This is a genomic window from Rugamonas sp. GW822-FHT03B10 (assembly GCF_058801745.1).
In genome coordinates, this window is sequence record NZ_JBXANP010000038.1 from 1 (window position 1) to 18,297 (window position 18,297).

The following is an 18,297-nucleotide window of genomic DNA, read 5'->3' on the forward strand; positions in this document are numbered from 1 at the left end:
CAGGACCGTGAAACAACTCTGCGCCGATGATAGTGCTGCAACCAGTGTGAAAGTAGGTTATCGTCAAGCTAGTTATACAGAAAAACCCCCGTCAGCCTGAACGCGCTCAAGATCGCGCTCAGTGCAGTCGGGGGTTTTTTTTCGTCCCTGGCAGGCTACGCCTGTCGTCTTGCATGTAACACCTGTCCCAATATGGGACAACACATCCCTTCTTGCCACGGCAACAGCCCGGGAAACAGCCAGTCAAGCGCATGGCACGGCAATTGCTCACTACCTTGATATTAGTCATTTCAAAACGGTAGGAGACCACCATGCAACATCCAATTCGCACTATCTTCGCTGGCGCCGCTTTCGCTACGGCCGCTCTCACCTCCATGATCGCTTACGCCCACGGCAACGTGACGCCGCAGGCTGTCGATACCACCGGCCTGCCATCTGTGGGCGACAAGTGGCTGGATCAGAATCCATTCCGCGGCAACAAGCTGGCCCTGAAAATCGGCAGCTCGGCCTACAATCAGAACTGCGCCCGTTGCCACGGTCTGGAAGCCATCACCGGCGGCATCGCGCCCGACCTGCGCAAGCTTGACCGGGACTGCTTCGACATCAAGAACGACAAGAAGAAACAGGCCTGCTACAAGGAGACGGACAACTACTTCCTGACCTCGATCCGCCACGGCAAGGTGCGCAATGGCGCCGTCTACATGCCACCGTTCGAGGGCGTGTTCAACCAGGAAGCCATGTGGGCCATCAAGACCTATCTGGAAGACCGCCGGGAAGTGAAATAAGTCCCGTTCGTTCCTCTTTTCCACAGGTCGTCTTTGATTCCGAGGTGCTTTCATGTTCAAGTTCTCCATGCGCGCCGCAAGCGCGACGATTGCCCTGGCCGGTGTGCTGATGTGCGCCACTTCTCCTGCGCGTGCCGACTGGAGCAAGATCCAGCAATCGGGTTCGCTCAAGGTGGCGGTGTACAACGACTTCGCGCCTTATTCCGACCATAGCGCCGGCATCGATGTCGACCTGGCACAGGCGCTGGCGCAGAAGCTGGGCCTCAAACTCAGCCTGCTGCCGTTCCCCGCCGGCGAGGAGCTGAGCGACGACCTGCGCAACATGGTCTGGAAGGGGCACTACATGGGCTACGGTCCCGCCGACGTGATGTTGCACGTGCCGGTGGAGCCCAAGCTGATGAACGAGAACGACAAGGTCCGCATCTTCGCGCCCTATCACGTGGAATCGGTGCGTCTGGTCCGTAATGCCAAGAGCATCCCCGCCTACAACGGCCTCGATTCGTTGAATGGTAAAACCATCGGCGTTGAGAAGGTGTCGATCGCGGGCATGGTGATGCTTGGTGAGGGCAATGGTCGTTTCCGTGACAACGTGCGCATTTTCGACACAGCGGCACAGGCGCTGGAACAGCTCAAGGCGGGCAAGATCGACGCCGTGCTGGCCAATCGCTCGGAGATCGAGGCGTCGCTCAAGGGCGATCCCGCGTTCCCGCTCGAGGAAGCCAGTTTCCAGCGCCTGCCGCGCGCCGGCTGGGCGGTCGGCATGGCCGTGCGCAAGGATGATGTGGAAGTGGCCAAGCTGCTGCAGTCGGCCATGAACGACTTGCGCAGCAGCGGCGAGTTGCAGGCCATCTTTGCCAAATACGGCGTGCATCTGGTGCAGCCGTGAACCCGGCGCCGCAGCGCACACGGCTGGCGACAGCCGTTGCGCTGGCACTGCTGGCGACCGCCGCCAGCGCGGAGCAGAGCACGCCGTTGGAACAGCAGGCCTTGCCGGAGCTGGCGACGGGGCCGGTGCTGGCGCTGCGGTCGATCGATGTGGTCGGCGTCGCGCCGGTGCCCGGCCTTGGGATAGACCGCAACCTGCTGCCCTATGCCGTGCAGACGGCGTCCTCGCGCGACATGCGGCCGTCGGCCGGCGAGAATCTGAGCGAGTTCATGGCCCGCACGCTGACCGGCGTGGGAGTCAATGAAATCTCCGGCAGTCCGTTTCAGAACGATGTGACGTTTCGCGGCTTCCGCGCCTCGCCGGTGCTGGGCAGTTCGCAGGGCATTTCCGTCTACCTGGACGGGGTGCGGGTGAACGAGCCGTTCGGTGACGTCGTCAATTGGGACATGGTGCCGGAAGCGGCCATCGGCAGCGTGCTGCTGGCGCCCGGCTCCAACCCCTTGTACGGCCTTAATTCGCTGGGTGGCGCGCTTGCGCTCAACAGCAAATCGGGCAAGACCCATCCCGGACTGGACGTCAGCGTTTCGGACGGCAGCAATGGCCAACGGCGCACCGATCTCGCCTACGGCTATAGCGGCGATCAGCCGTGGCATGCCTTCCTGGCCACCACGCTGTTCAACGACCGTGGCTGGCGCGAGCATTCGAATGGCCGGCTCGGTAATCTTTACCTCAAACTGGGCGGCACCAGCGGCGCCAACGAGTGGAACCTCGCCTTGTTGGGGGGCAGCAGCAGCCTGGTTGGCAATGGCCTGCTGCCCAGCTACCGCGGCGACGACACCGGCCAGGGCTTGTACGAAACCAACCGCCGCGCCATCTACACCTACGCCGACGAGACGCGCAACCGCCTGCACCAGGCCGTGTTCAGCGTGATCCACGATCTGGGCGAGGCGGGGGAGCTGGCGGGCAATGCCTATGTGCGCAACAGCCGGCGCGACACCGTCAACGGCGACATCGGCGAGGCTTATGGCGACTATGTTGCCGATTGCGGCGCCGGCTTTCTGGCCGATGGCGGCGCCGCCAATCCGGACACCTGCGGCTACGACCGCAGCGCCGCCGCGTCGCTGCATCCGGCTTCATTCAACACCACCAGCACGCGCCAGAACAGCCAGGGTGCGAGCCTTAACCTGAGCCGCGACATTGCGGCGCACAAGCTGCTGGCCGGCGTGACCTTCGACCGCAGCAGCGTCAGCTTCGCCCAGTTCGCGCAGGATGCCTTCTTCACCCCGGATCGGGGCGTGCAGGCCGATCCGGCCGCCGAGCGCGAGCCCACGTCGTCCGTGTCCGGCAGCGCGCGCACCGTGGGCCTGTACGGTTCGGACACATGGAGCGTGACGAACGACACGCACGTGACGCTCTCCGCCCGCTACAACCGCGCGCGCGTGGCCAACACCCTGGTCAACGCCGGCAGCGCGCAAGCGCCGGAAGCGTTCAATTACCAGAAGCTCAATCCAGCCATCGGCGTCGCGCATGACGTGGGCGGCGGCCTGTCGTTGCTGGCCAACTGGTCGCAGAGCACGCGCGTGCCGACCGTGATCGAACTGGGGTGCGCCGATCCCGCGCTGCCGTGCCGGCTGCCGGTCGGCCTGCAATCGGATCCCTACCTGAAGCAGGTGGTATCGCGCACCATCGAAGCGGGCGCGCGCTGGCAGGCCGGCCATCACGCCAGTGCCACGTTGTCCCTCTACCGCACGGTCAACCAGGACGACATCCTGTTCCGCAGCGCCGGCACCACCCAGCAGGGCTACTTCTCCAACTTCAAGCGCACGCTCCACCAGGGCGCGGACCTGAGCGCAAGCGGAGCATGGGGCGACCTGACGGGGCGCCTGAGCTACAGCTATCTGCACGCCGTGTACGACGCCGACGGCACGCTGTTCACGGGCGCGCGCAATGTGCGGGTGGCGGCCGGCACGCGCATCGCTGGATTGCCCCGGCATACGCTCAAGCTGGGTGTGGATTGGCGCGCCACGCCAGCGCTGACGCTGGGCGCTGAACTGGCGGCCACGTCGGACCTGATCGCGCAGGGAAATGAGGATGGCTTGATCGCCGATACCCAGGCCGGACAGGCGCCGCAGGCCGCCGACTTGCGCGTGCATGGCTATGCCCTGTTCGGCCTGCACATGAACTATCACCCCACCCAGCGCTGGGAGTTGTACGCGCGCATCAACAACGCGACCAACCGCCGCTATGAAACCTTTGGCGCCGTGGCGCAGGACATGTTCCCGAATGGCCGCCTGCTGCAGCCGCTGGATGGCGCGGTGCAGGCGGCGCCGGTCAGTTTCGTCGCGCCCGGCGCACCACGTTCTGTGGTGGCCGGGTTGCGCTATCACTTCTGAGCGCTGTCAGAACCCGTACCGCGCGCTGGCGCCCATCAGCCAGTTGCGCCCCGGTGCGGCTTCGTAATAGCGCTTGTTGGTGTCACCCACGATCACCGATCCCACGTAGTCTCTGTCGAGCAGGTTGTTCACGCGCAGGAACTGCTTGAAGGTCCAGCCCTTCCATTCCTGCTTGGCCGTGATGCGCGCATTCAGGATGCCATAGCCGGGTGCCGGTTTTTCGGCGTTCGCGTCTTCCGCGTAGATGCGGCCACTGGCCACGCCTTCCAGCGCGGCGCCCAGATGGCCGCTGCGGTCGGCCCACGCCAGTTCCATGTACATGTTCGCGTTCGGTACGCCCGGCAGGCGGCTGCCCTGCTGGACGGTGCCGAAGGCCTGGTCGTAGACGGCGCGCAGCGTGGTCAGCGCCAGACGCGTGCTCAGGCCGTAGCGCCAGCTGGAATCGAGCGACAGTTCGGCGCCCTGGCGCAGAGTGCTGCCGCCGTTGCGGTAGCTGGTGCGGCCGCCGACCGAGCTGTCGACCACCAGCTCGTCGCTGGTGCGGACCTGGAACACGGCGGCGTTGACGCGGGTGTCTGCCAGCGGCTGGGCCTTGATGCCGGCCTCCAGGTGGGTGCTGTTGGCCGCCTTCAGATTGAAGTTGAAGCCGGCCCCCGTGCCAGAGTAGAACAGCTCATTGAGGGTCGGTGTCTCGAAGCCGCGCGCGGCGCTGCCGTACACGTTCAGCCGTGGCGTCACCTGGTACAGCAGACCCAGTACCGGCGTGGTGTGGCTGAAGGTCAGGTTGCCGCTGTCGTTGCCGTTGCTGAGGAAGTGGTCGTCCACCTCGATCTTCACGCGGCTGTGGCGCAGGCCCGCCGTCGCCAGCCACGGGCCGGACTGCCATTCGGCCTGCAGATAGGGATCGAGGTTGGAGACGATGTCGTCCTCGTCGCGCCGCAGTTTGCCTTGCACGCCGAACTGGGTGCCGATGAAGTTCTCGAAGCCCTGGCGGGCGTCGCTGGAGTGGCCGTACTCGAGGCCGAAGGTGGTGCTGAGTTTGCCGCCGGCCAGCTGGTTCACGTGCAGCCAGTTGAGGTCCGTGCCATGGAAATTGCGCTCGAAGTCCACCACGCCGCCGGAATGGCTGGCCGGCGCCTGGAAGGCTTTGGAGAACGCCTGGTACTGGATCACGTCGCGGTTGCCGCCGTAGACGGAGGCGCGCAGGCGGTCGTCGCCGAACGCCTGTTCCCACACGGCGCCGACCTGCTCGTGGTGGATGCTCTTGCGGGTGTTGTAGCGGTCGGCCAGTGTGCGTTTGGGCGACAGGGGATCGGTGCTGTCGATCTCGCCGGCGCGCGGGTCGCGCTGGAAGGTGGCCCAGGTCACGCCCAGCGGATCCTGGGTGTCGTCCTGGCGCAGCCCGTTGGCGACGATGCTCAGTTTGGCCCCGGCCATGGGGGCCAGCGTCAGCTTGGCGTAGGCCTGGTCGCGCCGGGCGGCGCTGTGGGCGCGGTAGCCGTCCGTGTCGAAACGCGAGGCGTCGAGCACGTAGCCGATGCCGCCCGATTTGCCTTGCGCGTTCAGGTCCGCCTTGCGCGTGCCGTAGCTGCCGCCGGTCAGGTTCATCTCGACCGATGGCGCACCTTCGCCGTCGCGGGTGACAAGCTGGATCACGCCGCCCGAGTGGTTGCCGTACAGGGCGGAGAACGGGCCGCGCAGCACTTCGATGTGGTCGGCCATGTCGAGGTTGAAGGTGGCGGCCTGGCCCTGGCCGTCCGGCATGCTGGCCGGGATGCCGTCCGTCACCAGGTGCACGCCGCGCACGCCGAAGGCGGAACGGGCGCCGAAGCCGCGCGACGAGATCTGCAGGTCTTGCGCGTAATTTTGACGGTTTTGCACCACCAGGCCGGGCACGGCCACCAGCGCCTCGGACGCGTTGACGCGGGCCTGGCTGTCGTGCAGGCGCGCCGTGTCGACCACGTCGAGCGCCGCCGGCAGTTCGTAGCTGGTATGGCCGGCCCGGCTGCCGCTGATCACCACCACGTCGGGGGCGGCGCCGGCGGGCGCCTCGGGGGCCGCGTCGGCGGCGGCGAACGCCTGCGGCGCCAGGGCGCTGCCGGCCGCGAATAGCGCGGCGACGGCGTTGAGTCGGAAGGCTGGGTGTTTCATGTTGTGGTCTCCATTCGGGTCGGGTTGACGGTTCACGCCTGCTCCAGGCGCGCTGCGCCAGCAAGTCTGATCGTTGATGTAAGCAATTTGCCTGCCATGCCGCGACGGCGCGTCACGCGCCGTGGCACGCCGATTGCATGATGGATCGCGCACGCGCGCGATCGCGCGCGACCGATCCACATCCCATGAAAGGCCGTACCGTGAAAACCTCCACTTTATTCGCCCTGTCGCTGCTGTGCGCGCAGGTGCATGCGGCGCCGTTTGCCTACGTGCCGAACGAGAAGTCCTCCAGCGTCAGCGTGATCGACGTCGCCAGCGGCACGGTGGTGCGCGAGATCGCCGCCGGCAAGCGCCCGCGCGGCATCGCCGCCGATCCGGCCGGGCGCCAGCTGTACGTGACGGACGCCGTCAGCAACGCTCTGCTGGTGATCGACACGGCCAGCGGCGCCACTGTGCGCACCATCGCGCTGGGCAAGTCGCCCGAAGGGGTGAACGCCTCCGCCGACGGCACGCTGGTGGCGGTGGCCGTCGAGGAGAGCAACAGCGTGACGCTGATCGGCGCGGCCGATGGCAAGGTGCTCGCCGATATCAAGGTGCAAGGCAAGAACCCCGAGCATGCCGTGTTCAGCCCGGACGGCCGCTGGCTGCTGGTGAGCGCGGAGGAGGCGGAACAGGTCGACGTGATCGACGTGGCGGCCCGGCGCGAGGTGGGCACGGTGGCGGTGGGCCGGCGTCCGCGCGGCATGGGCTTCTCGCCCGACGGCCGCCTGGCCTACGTGGCCTGCGAACTGGTCAACACGGTCTATGTGATCGACATGGCCGAGCGCAAGGCGGTGGCGCAGGTCGCGGCCGGCAAGAACTCGAACGGCATCGCCGTCAGTCCGGACGGGGCCCACGTCTACGTCTCCAACGGCATCGATGGCAGCGTGATGGTGATCGACACGGCCACCAACACCGTGAGCCACACCATCGCCGTGGGCAAGCGGCCGTGGAACATGGCGCTGACGGCCGATGGCGCCACGCTGTACGTGGCCAATGGCCGCTCCAACAGCGTGTCCGTGATCGACACGGCCAGCGCCGCCAAGCGGGCCGACATCGCCGTCGGCCAGCTGCCATGGGGCGTGGTGATCCGCTAGCGGTCCGCTGGCAGCACAGGCGCTGTGTCACACCTGTTCCAAACCGGAACAGGTGTGACAGGGCGGCGCCGGCGCCGGATCGGGCCGCAAGTGCCCCCGTCATGCCCCGCGCCCACTGTGGCGCGGCCCCGGAGCGGGGGCGCTTGCGGGTGCTGGCACGTTGTTTGCGACTAGGAGCATGTGCCTTACCAACGCCGTCACGGAACGGTCCCATAACCACAGCAGAAAGAGGATGACATGAATCTCGCGGATATCAGCAAACTTGGCGTCGCTAACCCATTCAAAGCACGCTACGACAACTACATCGGCGGCAAATTCGTCGCGCCGGTCAACGGACAATACTTCGGCAACATCACGCCGATCACGGGCCAGGTGTTCTGCGAAATCGCCCGCTCGACCGAAGCGGACGTGGAGCTGGCGCTGGACGCCGCCCACGCCGCCAAGGCCGCATGGGGCAAGACCTCGCCGGCCGAACGCGCCAACATCCTGAACCGCATCGCCGACCGCATGGAGGCGAACCTGAAGCTGATCGCCACCGCCGAGACCATCGACAACGGCAAGCCGATCCGCGAAACCATGGCCGCCGACATCCCGCTGGCGATCGACCACTTCCGCTACTTCGCCGGCTGCATCCGCGCCCAGGAAGGCTCGGTCGCCCAGATCGACTCCGAAACCTACGCCTACCACTTCCATGAGCCGCTGGGCGTCGTCGGCCAGATCATCCCCTGGAACTTCCCGATCCTGATGGCCGTGTGGAAGCTGGCGCCAGCGCTGGCCGCCGGCAACTGCGTGGTGCTGAAACCGGCCGAGCAAACCCCGGCCTCGATCATGGTGCTGCTGGAAGTGATCGGCGACCTGCTGCCGCCGGGCGTGCTGAACGTGGTCAACGGCTTCGGCCTGGAAGCCGGCAAGCCGCTGGCATCGAGCAAGCGCATCGCCAAGATCGCCTTCACCGGCGAAACCGGCACCGGCCGCCTGATCATGCAATACGCCGCGCAGAACCTGATCCCCGTCACGCTGGAACTGGGCGGCAAGTCGCCCAACATCTTCTTCGAGGACGTGATGGACGCGGACGACGCGTTCTTCGACAAGTGCCTGGAAGGTTTCGCCATGTTCGCGCTGAACCAGGGCGAGGTGTGCACCTGCCCATCGCGCGTGCTGATCCAGGAATCGATCTACGAGAAGTTCATCGAGCGCGCGCTGGCCCGCGTGGCCGCCATCAAGCAGGGCAACCCGCTCGACGCCTCGACCATGATCGGCGCCCAGGCGTCGCTGGAGCAGCTGGAGAAGATCCTGTCGTACATGGACATCGGCAAACAGGAAGGCGCCGAGCTGCTGGCCGGCGGTTCGCGCAGCGCCCAGGCGGGCGATCTGGAAGGCGGCTTCTACGTGCGTCCGACCGTCTTCAAGGGCAACAACAAGATGCGCATCTTCCAGGAAGAGATCTTTGGCCCGGTGGTGTCGGTGACCACCTTCAAGGATGAGGCGGACGCGCTGGCCATCGCCAACGACACGCTGTACGGCCTGGGCGCCGGCCTGTGGACCCGCGACGGTTCGCGCGCCTTCCGCGTCGGCCGCGCCATCCAGGCTGGCCGGGTGTGGACCAACTGCTACCACCTGTACCCGGCCCACGCCGCGTTCGGTGGCTACAAGCAGTCGGGCATCGGCCGCGAAAACCACAAGATGATGCTGGACCACTACCAGCAGACCAAGAACCTGCTGGTCAGCTACAGCCCGAACGCGCTCGGTTTCTTCTAATCGGCCGTTTCAAAAAGCCCGTGGCTTCGTTGTGGCGCCTCGCCGTGCAGGTGCACTGTCTTCGTCGCCACGCCTCGCCACGGGCGTTTTGAACCAGCCTTTGAGTGCTTGATGAAGTCCCGGCGCCGCGCGCGGCGCCGGGATTGCGAAAGGAAGCCCATGAACAATGCCATCGCCCGCGTCACCGCCACCGCGGCGGCACTGGATTTTTTGGCGGGATTGCGCCGCCAGCACGGACCGCTGATGTTCTTCCAGTCCGGCGGTTGTTGCGACGGCAGCGCGCCGATGTGCTACGGCGCCGGGGACTTCAATCTCAGCGACACGGACGTCTATCTCGGCAACCTGGATGGCACGCCGTTTTACATGGGACTGGAGCAGTTCGAGTACTGGCAGCACACGCAGTTGATCATCGATGTTGTGGACGGGAACGGCGGCATGTTCTCGCTCGATAACGGTACCGGGAAGCGCTTCCTGACCCGCTCGCGCCTGTTCACGGACGAGGAGCTTGCGGTGCTCAACAGCGCGGAGCAGCACGCAGTAAAACACAGTAGCTAATTTCGAAAAACGGGAACAGAGGAGAAGATTGTGCAGAAAAAAATTATCGCATCGCTGGTCGGCATGAGCATCCTGACGATGGCGCACGGCGCCAACGTCACCACGGCCATGCTCAACGATGCCAGCAAGGCCACCGACAGCGTGCTGTCGTTCGGCATGGGTTCGGAAGGCCAGCGTTTTTCCCCACTCACGCAAATCAACACCAAGAACGTCGACAAGCTGACGCCGGCATGGTCGTTCTCGTTCGGCGGCGAGAAGCAGCGCGGCCAGGAATCGCAGCCCGTGATCTACAAGGGCAAGATGTTCATCACCGCCTCGTACTCGCGCATTTTCGCCATCGACCTGAAGACGGGCGCCAAGCTGTGGAAATATGAGCACCGCCTGCCGGACGCCATCATGCCATGCTGCGACGTGGTCAACCGCGGCGCCGCCCTGTACGGCAACCTGGTCATCTTCGGCACGCTGGACGCGCAGCTGGTGGCCCTGGACCAGGACACGGGCAAGGTGGTGTGGAAGGAGAAGGTCGACGACTACGCGGCCGGCTACTCGATGACGGCAGCGCCGTTGATCGCCGACGGCGTACTGTTGACGGGCGTGTCGGGCGGCGAGTTCGGCATCGTGGGCCGGGTCGAGGCGCGCAACCCGATGACGGGCGAGCTGCTGTGGACCCGTCCGACGGTCGAAGGCCACATGGGCTACAAGTACGACAAGGACGGCAACGCGATCGCGAACGGCGTGTCGGGCACGCTCAACAAGACCTGGCCGGGCGAACTGTGGAAGACGGGCGGCGCCTCGACCTGGATGGGCGGCACCTACGACCCGTCGACCAAGCTGGCCTACTTCGGCACCGGCAATCCGGCGCCATGGAACAGCCACCTGCGTCCCGGCGACAACCTGTACTCGTCGTCCACCGTGGCGATCGATCCGAAGACGGGCCAGATCAAGTGGGCCTACCAGAACACGCCTAACGATTCGTGGGACTTCGACGGCGCCAACGAGTTCGTCACCTTCGACATGGACGGCAAGCGTTACGGCGGCAAGGCCGACCGCAACGGCTTCTTCTACGTGATCGACGCCAACAACGGCAAGCTGCAGAACGCCTTCCCGTTCGTGAAGAAGATCACCTGGGCCACCGGCATCGACCTCAAGACGGGCCGTCCGAACTTCGTGAAGGAGAACCGTCCCGGCGATCCGACCCAGGGCGAGGCGGGCAAGAAGGGCAGCACCGTGTTCTCAGCGCCGGCCTTCCTGGGCGCGAAGAACCAGATGCCGATGGCGTACAACCCGCAGACCAAGCTGTTCTACGTGCCGGCCAACGAGTGGGGCATGGACATCTGGAATGAGCCGGTCAGCTACAAGAAGGGCGGCGCCTACCTGGGCGCGGGCTTCACCATCCGTCCGCTGAACGAGGACTACATCGGCGCGATGCGCGCGATCGATCCGAAGACGGGCAAGATCGTCTGGGAGGACAAGAACTCGGCGCCGTTGTGGGGCGGTGTGATGACCACCGCCGGCGGCCTGGTGTTCTACGGCACGCCTGAAGGTTACCTGAAGGCGGTCGACGCCAAGAACGGCAAGGAACTGTGGAAGTTCCAGACCGGCTCCGGCGTGGTCGCGCCTCCTGTGACGTGGCAGGACGGCGGCGTCCAGTACGTGGCCGTGGTGTCGGGCTGGGGTGGCGCGGTGCCGCTGTGGGGCGGCGAAGTGGCCAAGAAGGTCAACTTCCTGGAGCAGGGCGGTTCGGTGTGGGTGTTCAAACTGCCAGCCAAATGATTTACGTCGGCAGCGTTCTTAACATGCGCGGTTAGTCTCCCCTAGGCGCTTGAACGCTTCTTTTTACTGACGGCTTCGGCCGTCAGTTTTTTTTTGTGCGGCGCCATCCGCAGCCCGCGTGGCGATCAAATTTAGGACAGTGGGCGCGCACGCTGATCCGATACAGCACAGCGCGCACGGCGATCGCGCCGTTTCCCCCTCTGTGATGCGACAGGCACGCAAATTGCCATTACACGCTTACATCAAACGTGATGTGTCTGACCAAACCTAGAACAATATGGAGAAAGTGATGAAGAAGATTTTCTTGCTGGGCGCGCTGGCAGCTGCAGGTACTCAATCGGCACAGGCGGTGGACATCAAGGCCGGCGACTGGACGGTCAATGTCGGCGGCATCGTCAATGCCTATTACACGCAGGTGTCGTGCTCCGGTGACGCCGTGGGCGGGCTGGCGCTGGCCGGCAAAGGCCTCGGTTGCGGCGGCGAGTCCAATCGCACCACCATCGGCAACGGCCTGCTGCCGAACGGCCTGGTGACGTCGGCTTCGTCGCGCCAGGGCGATTACGACGTCAAAGCGCTGATCGGCATCTACAACGCCACGGCCACCGACAGCGCCATCGCCGCCAACAGCGGCGTGGACGTGCGTCAGGCCTACTTCACCTTCGGCAACGCCGAGATGGGCACCGTCAAGCTGGGCCGCGACAACGGCATCTTCGGCGCCGGCGCCATCTTCGGCGACATGACGCTGATCGGCTCGGGCGCGCCGGTGCAGGCCACCCAGCGCGGCCGCGTCACGCTGGGCCACATCGGCGCCGGCTACAGCTACGTGGGCTACTACGGCCAGATCGCCTACAGCGCGCCGAAGTCGACCTCCGGCCTGGGCTTCGACGCGGCGCTGGTGAGCCCCGTGTCCGACACCCCTGTCGTCGCCGCCTCCACCTACTCGGCCAAGAACAGCCCGCAGGTGCAGGCGCAGGTGACCTACGCGGCCGACGGCTTCAAGGGCTGGCTGGGCGCCAAGTCGCAGAAGTTCTCGTCCGTCACGCCGGGCGTGAACGACTTCACCATGTCGGCCGTGGAACTTGGCCTGTCGTACCAGGCTGGCGCCGCCGGCCTGCTGGCCAACTTCCAGGGCGGTAAAGGCCTGGGCGTGCTGTCGGACGGCGACCAGGGCGACGTCAAAGCGAAGAACTACTTCGTGCAGGCCACCTACAAGCCAACCGAGAAGCTCAAGCTGGGCCTGGGCTACGGCATCAGCAAGAACGACGACAACACCATCGGCACCGGTGGCCTGAAGTCGAACGCCAACCTGACCGCCGGCATGTACTACTCGCTGACCAGCGCGATCTCGCTGGTGGGCGAAGTGGGCCAGACCCGCTCCAAGGGCTTTAACGGCGGCGAGGCGAAGATGAATGGCGTCTCCGTGGGCGGCATCATCTTCTTCTGATAGCGCCTCACTGATCGCGGCGCGGTGCGGCTGGCCGCGCCGCGACAGGGGACGAGACGACCACCATGCGTGTTTTGAATTCGATATCGCGTGCGCTGCTGCTGCCCGTTCTCATGGCCATGTTCGCGGCCATGCTGCTGGCGGCGGCGCCGGTGCGCGCCGGCGTGCTGGACAAGGCGGAGCTGGAGCGCCGCTTCCCGGCGCCGCTGATGGTGGGCGAGCGTGACGCGGACTTGCCCGTCTGGCCCATCTTCAAGCAGAACGCGACGGCCACGGAGCTGGTCGCCTATGTGTTCGAATCGGTCGACCTGGCCCCGGTGCCGGGCTTCGCGGGAGTGCCGCCCAATCTGCTGGTGGCGATCGACCCGCGCGGCGGATTCCTCGACGTGGCCGTGCTGTCGCAGCACGAGCCGGTATTCCTGGACGGGTTGGGCGAGGGCCCGCTGATCCAGTTCGTCAAACAGTACAAGGGCTTGTCGCTCAAGCAGAACATCAGCATCGAGACCAACAGCAAGCGCGAGCGCCATCCGGACGCCGCGCACGCCTACATCGACGGCGTGTCGAAGGCCACGGCCTCGGTGCGCATCATCAACCAGAGCGTGCTGGCGGCGGCGCTCAAAGTGTCGCGCAAGAAGCTGGGCTTCGCGCAGGGGCGCGACCCGGACCAGATCGCGCGGGTGAAGCCGGATCTGTTCGAATCGATGGATTTGCAGCGCATGCAGTCCGATGGGCTGGTGCAGCATCTGCGCCTGCGCAACCGCGATGTCGAACGGCTGTTCGTCGGCGGCGACGGCGCGGGACTGGACCCGGAAGCGCTGGCGCGGCCCGACGACCTGTTCATCGACCTGTACGTGGCCTGCGTATCGGTGCCGTCCGTGGGACGCAACCTGCTGACGGAGCGTGGCTGGCGCAAACTGAAGGGCCGTCTGGAGGAGGGCGACCACGCCATCCTCGTGATGTCGACCGGGCGCTACAGCGTGACGGGCGACGACTTCGTGCGCGGCAGCCTGTCCGAGCGCCTGCTGTTGAAGCAGGATCAGCTGCCGATCGACATGCGCGACCTGGACCTGGACCTGGCGGTGGCGCGCGAGCAGCTGCCCGGCTACACGGTGACCGCGTTCCGCGTGATCGCGCAGGCCGGACTGGACCCGGCTGGCGTGTTCCACTTTTCGCTGCCCATCACCCGCAACAAGGGCATCGTGTACCCGGAGCGCATCACCCGCAGCTTCGACATCGAGTACCGGCTGCCGGAGCGGTTCTATGTCGCGCCCGAGGGGGACGATAAATCGTGGCGGGCCATCTGGCGCGGCCGCGCCGTCGACCTGCTGGTGCTGGCGGCCGGGCTGGCGGTGCTGGCGCTGGCACTCAGCCGGCAGAAGCGGCTCACCGCCGAGGGCGCGCGCTTCGCCTGGTTCCGGCGCGGCTACCTGGTGTTCACCATCGCATTCATCGGCTACTACGCCCAAGGGCAGCTGTCGATCGTGAACATCACGGGGGTGCTGCAGGCGTTGCTGGCCCATCGCAGCCTTGAGTTCATGCTGTTCGATCCGATGACGGTGGTGTTGTGGGGCTTCGTGTTCATGTCGCTGCTGGTGTGGGGACGCGGCACCTTCTGCGGCTGGCTATGTCCGTTCGGCGCGATGCAGGAATTCGTCGGCAAGGCCGCGCAGAAGTTCGGCATCCCGCAGTACCGCCTGCGCAGCGCGACGGATGCGCGCCTCAAGCTCCTCAAATATGGGCTGCTGGCGCTGATCCTCGCCAGCACCCTGTTCGCCGGCGCGTGGACCGACCGGCTGGTGGAGCTGGAGCCGTTCAAGACGTCGATCACGCTGGCCTTCGACCGCTCGTGGGCGTTCGTCGTGTATGCCGTGGCGCTGCTGGCGGCGAGCGCGTTCGTGTATAAATTCTTTTGCCGTTACCTGTGTCCATTCGGCGCCGGGCTGGCGCTGCTGGGCAGGTTCCGTCTGTTGTCGTGGATCGCGCGGCGCAGCGAATGCGGCAAGCCATGCCAGACCTGCCGCCACAGTTGCGATTACCAGGCCATCAAACCGGCCGGTGACATCGACTACGCGGAATGCTTCCAGTGCATGGACTGCGTGGTGATCTACGAGAGCGACGAGAAGTGCGCGCCGCGGATCATGGAAGTCAAACGACGCCGCACCATTCCCATCATGCCGATGGCAGGAGGCCAGTGATGAAACGCCGTACCTTTTTATGTGCCTCGATGGGTGTGCTGGCGGGCGCCAGCGGCCTGGCCCTGTGTTCTGACCAGCCGCTGCATAGCGGCGCGGCGCTGGCGTTTGGCACCACCATCTCCATCTCGGTGCTGCACGCGGACGAGCGACTGGCGCGGCAGGCCATCGATGAGGCCTTGCATGCGGCGCAGCGGGTCGACCGGCTGATGAGCATCTACCATCCGGCCAGCCAGGTGTACCAGCTCAATCGCGATGGGGTGCTGGCGCAACCCGATGCGCAGCTGCTGGCCGTGCTCACGCAGGCGCGCGAACTGTCCAGGCTCAGTGACGGGGCGTTCGATATCACCGTCCAGCCGTTGTGGCGCGCCTTCAGCGAGGCGGCCGCGCGCGGCGCGTTGCCCACCGAGGCGGCCCGGCGGGAGGCGCGCGCGCTGGTCGGCTGGCGGGAGCTGGAATTCGATCGCGACGCCGTGCGGCTGGCGCGGCCTGGCATGGCGATCACGCTCAATGGCGTCGCCCAGGGCTACGCGGCCGACTGCGCGCTGGCGGCGCTGCAGGCGCGGGGCATCCAGCACGCGTTGCTGGACACGGGGGAATTCGTCGCGCGCGGGCGCAAGCAGCACCAGCAACCGTGGACGCTCGGCATCCGCGCGCCGCGCGATGCCGATGCGCTGGCCACTACGCTGTACATCGAAGGCTGCGGCGTGGCCACGTCCGGCGATTACGAGACCACATTCACGCCGGACTTCGTCCACCATCACATCTTCGATCCGGCGCTCGGCGATTCGCCGGCGGAACTGGCCAGCGTCAGCGTGCTCGCGCCCAACGCCATGCTGGCGGACGGTCTGTCCACCGCGTTCATGGTGATGGGGCGGGCGAGGGCTGCCGCGCTGGCCGCACAGTTGCCCGGCGTGGATCTGATGACCATCGACAAGCAGGGCCGCGGCTGGCAGACGCCCAACTTCCCGCCGCCGGCGTAACGGCGCCGCTACTTCAGGTTGGGCACCTTGCGGTAGATGGTGTTGCGCGACACGCCCAACGCGCGCGCCGTGGCGGACACATTGCCGCCGTTCGCCTCCAGCGAGCGCAGAATCACCGATTGCTCCATCTCCTCCAGGTTGGCGCCGGTGGCGATCATCTGCGCCGTCGTCGCCTGGGTGTCCATGGCCTGGGTCTGCTCGATATCGTCGAGGAAGTCGTCCGGCATGTGGCGCAGGCCGATTTCCTGTTCGTCGCCGGCCATCACGATGGCGGTGCGCAGCAGGTTGGTGAGCTGGCGGAAGTTGCCGGGCCATTTGTGGCGCCGGAACAGTTGCAGGATCTCAGGCGAGACCTCATAGCCGCCATTTTCCGATTCCGCCGCCAGGATCTTCTTGACCACCGTCTCCAGGTCCGTGCGTTCGCGCAGCGGCGGCAGTTTGACCACCAGGCCGTTGAGGCGGTAATACAGATCCTCGCGGAACAAGCCTTGCGCCATGCGTTCGCGCAGGTTGTGGTTGGTGGCGCAGATCAGCTCCACGTTGACGGGGATGGATTTGTCGCTGCCGAGCGGCGTCACCATCCGTTCCTGCAGCACGCGCAGCAGGCGGGCCTGCAGGCTGAAGGGCATGTCGCCGATCTCGTCGAGGAACAGCGTGCCGCCGTTCGCCTGCAGGATTTTGCCGGCCGCGCCCTTCTTGCGCGCGCCGGTGAACGCGCCGTCCTCATAGCCGAACAGTTCGGATTCGATCAGCGTTTCCGGGATCGACGCGCAGTTCACGGCCACGAATGGGCTCATGGCGCGCGGCGAATCGTTGTGGATGGCCTGGGCCAGCAATTCCTTGCCGGTGCCCGTCTCGCCCATGATCATGATGGGGATGTCGCGCCCCAGTACCTTGCTCACCTTTTCGATCACCAGTTCCAGCTGCGGATCGCCGGTGCGCAGGTAGCGCAGGCCGGACAGGCGGCGCGCGTTGCCGGCGGCGCGGCTGGGTTGGGACGCCGCCGACGCGCCATGCGGTTCCGACAGCGCTTGCTGGAATACGCTGTTGGACAGGCGCAGCTGGGCGCGGCCGAACACGCGCACGCCGTTGTGCATGCACAGGTTCAGCAGGCCTGGCGACGCGGTGCGGTAGTGCTCATACAGCGCCGATACCGGCAAGCCAAACAGGGAGCTGAAGGTGTGCGATTGCAGCGCCGCGTAGGACAGGCCAAGCTGGAACAGGCCGTTGCGGTTGGCCGACAGGAAGCGGCCGCCGGGGCTGAACGACGCGATACCTTCCATCAGCGTGCCGATGAACTCCGGGCGCACGTGGAAGTGCAGCGTGATCGCATCTTCGAACGTGGCGGAGAACAGCTGGTTTTCGATCATTAGCGCCGACATGCGCACCAGGGCCATGGTGTGCTTGTGGAAGCTGCGCTGGTCGCCCGACACATCGAGCACGCCGATCACATTGCCCAGGTGGTCGGTGATGGGGGCGGCGGAGCAGGTCAGGAAATGGTTGGCCGACAGGTAGTGCTGGTCGGCGTGCACCAGCGCCGGCGCGCATTCCGCGATGGCGGTGCCGATCGCGTTGGTGCCGCGGCTTTGCTCGGACCAGGCCACGCCCGGTTGCAGCGCGACGCGGTTGGCCTTCTCCAGGAAGTCGTCGTCGCCGAGCGAATGGACGATCACGCCGTTGGCATCGGTCAGGATCACCATGTTGTGCGTGTTGACGATCTGCTGGTAGAGCGTCTCCATGGCCGGCAGGGCGTGGGCGTGCAGCAGGCGGTTCTGTTCAATCAGCGCGTTCAGGTCGCCCCGGGCCAGCGGATTGAAATCCGGCTTACCCTCGCGATTGAGGCCGTAGGACAGGGAGCGCTGATGTGATGATTCGATGATAAGCGGCATCTTGTCCGCCCATCCATTTGCGGAGGTTGCCCCTAATGCAGACGAAGGGGCACTGTGCAGATCTGGAGCAGTCTGTGGGTGCATGGCGTTCTCAATATCTCCGTTAGGCCGTTATTGACGGCTCTCTCTTGCATCAGGTGTTCCATAATGTAACACCTGCGCAAATTTTGAGCAAAATCAGTTGTCCGTCCCGTGCGGACACTGTTGCTTAAGCTATGGTAAGCAAACATGGTGCCAACTGATTGGAGGGTGGGGCTGGACAAAGTCCGCTGCCCTTTGCTATAGTTCGCCTCCCCGCAAAACGGCGCGTGTAGTGCGAGTTGAGCGGGGCGAAAACGAGGGGTTGACGAGC

The 18,297-nt window shown here is 65.6% G+C and carries 12 protein-coding genes; 10 read left to right on the plus strand and 2 right to left on the minus strand.

What is annotated here, in order from left to right; genetic code table 11:
- Positions 1-311: 311 nt before the first annotated feature.
- From pedF to AC1RQG_RS27350, 3 genes are read left to right on the plus strand one after another with little or no spacing between them, the layout of a single operon-like run.
- On the plus strand, positions 312-785 hold the full coding sequence (gene pedF, locus AC1RQG_RS27340; protein ID WP_493136466.1) for a cytochrome c-550 PedF: 474 nt from the start codon (positions 312-314) through the stop codon (positions 783-785).
- A gap of 52 nt (positions 786-837) precedes the next feature.
- On the plus strand, positions 838-1,671 hold the full coding sequence (locus AC1RQG_RS27345; protein WP_493136469.1) for a substrate-binding periplasmic protein: 834 nt from the start codon (positions 838-840) through the stop codon (positions 1,669-1,671).
- Positions 1,668-4,064 carry a TonB-dependent receptor gene (locus AC1RQG_RS27350; RefSeq protein ID WP_493136472.1) on the plus strand — a complete coding sequence of 799 codons (2,397 nt, stop codon included), beginning with the start codon at positions 1,668-1,670 and terminating at the stop codon, positions 4,062-4,064. Before AC1RQG_RS27345 ends, AC1RQG_RS27350 begins: the two co-directional genes overlap by 4 nt.
- 6 nt (positions 4,065-4,070) lie before the next feature.
- Here the strand turns inward: AC1RQG_RS27350 and AC1RQG_RS27355 are convergent, their stop codons facing one another.
- Positions 4,071-6,215 (minus strand): TonB-dependent receptor family protein, encoded by a 2,145-nt coding sequence (locus AC1RQG_RS27355; RefSeq protein ID WP_493136474.1) that lies wholly within the window; start codon positions 6,213-6,215, stop codon positions 4,071-4,073.
- A gap of 200 nt (positions 6,216-6,415) precedes the next feature.
- Between AC1RQG_RS27355 and AC1RQG_RS27360 the strand changes: the two genes are divergently transcribed.
- The 7 genes from AC1RQG_RS27360 to AC1RQG_RS27390 all read left to right on the plus strand — a co-directional run bounded on the left by AC1RQG_RS27360 (position 6,416) and on the right by AC1RQG_RS27390 (position 16,056).
- Positions 6,416-7,351 (plus strand): beta-propeller fold lactonase family protein, encoded by a 936-nt coding sequence (locus AC1RQG_RS27360; RefSeq protein WP_493136477.1) that lies wholly within the window; start codon positions 6,416-6,418, stop codon positions 7,349-7,351.
- A gap of 237 nt (positions 7,352-7,588) precedes the next feature.
- Entirely contained in the window at positions 7,589-9,109 is a 1,521-nt protein-coding gene (adh, locus tag AC1RQG_RS27365; RefSeq protein ID WP_493136479.1) for an aldehyde dehydrogenase, read from the plus strand.
- Positions 9,110-9,268: 159 nt separating this feature from the next.
- Positions 9,269-9,664, plus strand: a complete 396-nt coding sequence (locus tag AC1RQG_RS27370; protein ID WP_493136481.1) for a DUF779 domain-containing protein — start codon at positions 9,269-9,271, stop codon at positions 9,662-9,664.
- Positions 9,665-9,742: 78 nt separating this feature from the next.
- Positions 9,743-11,437: a PQQ-dependent methanol/ethanol family dehydrogenase gene (locus AC1RQG_RS27375; RefSeq protein WP_493136495.1), complete on the plus strand. Its 1,695-nt coding sequence runs from the start codon at positions 9,743-9,745 to the stop codon at positions 11,435-11,437.
- A gap of 289 nt (positions 11,438-11,726) precedes the next feature.
- On the plus strand, positions 11,727-12,881 hold the full coding sequence (locus AC1RQG_RS27380) for a porin (RefSeq protein WP_493136484.1): 1,155 nt from the start codon (positions 11,727-11,729) through the stop codon (positions 12,879-12,881).
- A 65-nt stretch (positions 12,882-12,946) separates the two neighbouring features.
- On the plus strand, positions 12,947-15,076 hold the full coding sequence (locus tag AC1RQG_RS27385) for a 4Fe-4S binding protein (RefSeq protein ID WP_493136486.1): 2,130 nt from the start codon (positions 12,947-12,949) through the stop codon (positions 15,074-15,076).
- Positions 15,076-16,056 carry an FAD:protein FMN transferase gene (locus AC1RQG_RS27390; RefSeq protein ID WP_493136489.1) on the plus strand — a complete coding sequence of 327 codons (981 nt, stop codon included), beginning with the start codon at positions 15,076-15,078 and terminating at the stop codon, positions 16,054-16,056. Before AC1RQG_RS27385 ends, AC1RQG_RS27390 begins: the two co-directional genes overlap by 1 nt.
- An 8-nt stretch (positions 16,057-16,064) precedes the next feature.
- Here the strand turns inward: AC1RQG_RS27390 and AC1RQG_RS27395 are convergent, their stop codons facing one another.
- Complete coding sequence (locus tag AC1RQG_RS27395; protein ID WP_493136492.1) at positions 16,065-18,029, minus strand: sigma-54-dependent Fis family transcriptional regulator; 1,965 nt, start codon at positions 18,027-18,029, stop codon at positions 16,065-16,067.
- Positions 18,030-18,297: the final 268 nt, after the last annotated feature.

Coding starts and splice junctions, on each gene's coding strand:
- pedF (WP_493136466.1), top strand. CDS start 312: ATGCAACATCCAATTCGCACTATCTTCGCTGGCGCCGCTTTCGCTACG.
- AC1RQG_RS27345 (WP_493136469.1), top strand. CDS start 838: ATGTTCAAGTTCTCCATGCGCGCCGCAAGCGCGACGATTGCCCTGGCC.
- AC1RQG_RS27355 (WP_493136474.1), bottom strand. CDS start 6,215: ATGAAACACCCAGCCTTCCGACTCAACGCCGTCGCCGCGCTATTCGCG.
- adh (WP_493136479.1), top strand. CDS start 7,589: ATGAATCTCGCGGATATCAGCAAACTTGGCGTCGCTAACCCATTCAAA.
- AC1RQG_RS27370 (WP_493136481.1), top strand. CDS start 9,269: ATGAACAATGCCATCGCCCGCGTCACCGCCACCGCGGCGGCACTGGAT.
- AC1RQG_RS27375 (WP_493136495.1), top strand. CDS start 9,743: ATGGCGCACGGCGCCAACGTCACCACGGCCATGCTCAACGATGCCAGC.
- AC1RQG_RS27380 (WP_493136484.1), top strand. CDS start 11,727: ATGAAGAAGATTTTCTTGCTGGGCGCGCTGGCAGCTGCAGGTACTCAA.
- AC1RQG_RS27385 (WP_493136486.1), top strand. CDS start 12,947: ATGCGTGTTTTGAATTCGATATCGCGTGCGCTGCTGCTGCCCGTTCTC.
- AC1RQG_RS27390 (WP_493136489.1), top strand. CDS start 15,076: ATGAAACGCCGTACCTTTTTATGTGCCTCGATGGGTGTGCTGGCGGGC.
- AC1RQG_RS27395 (WP_493136492.1), bottom strand. CDS start 18,029: ATGCACCCACAGACTGCTCCAGATCTGCACAGTGCCCCTTCGTCTGCA.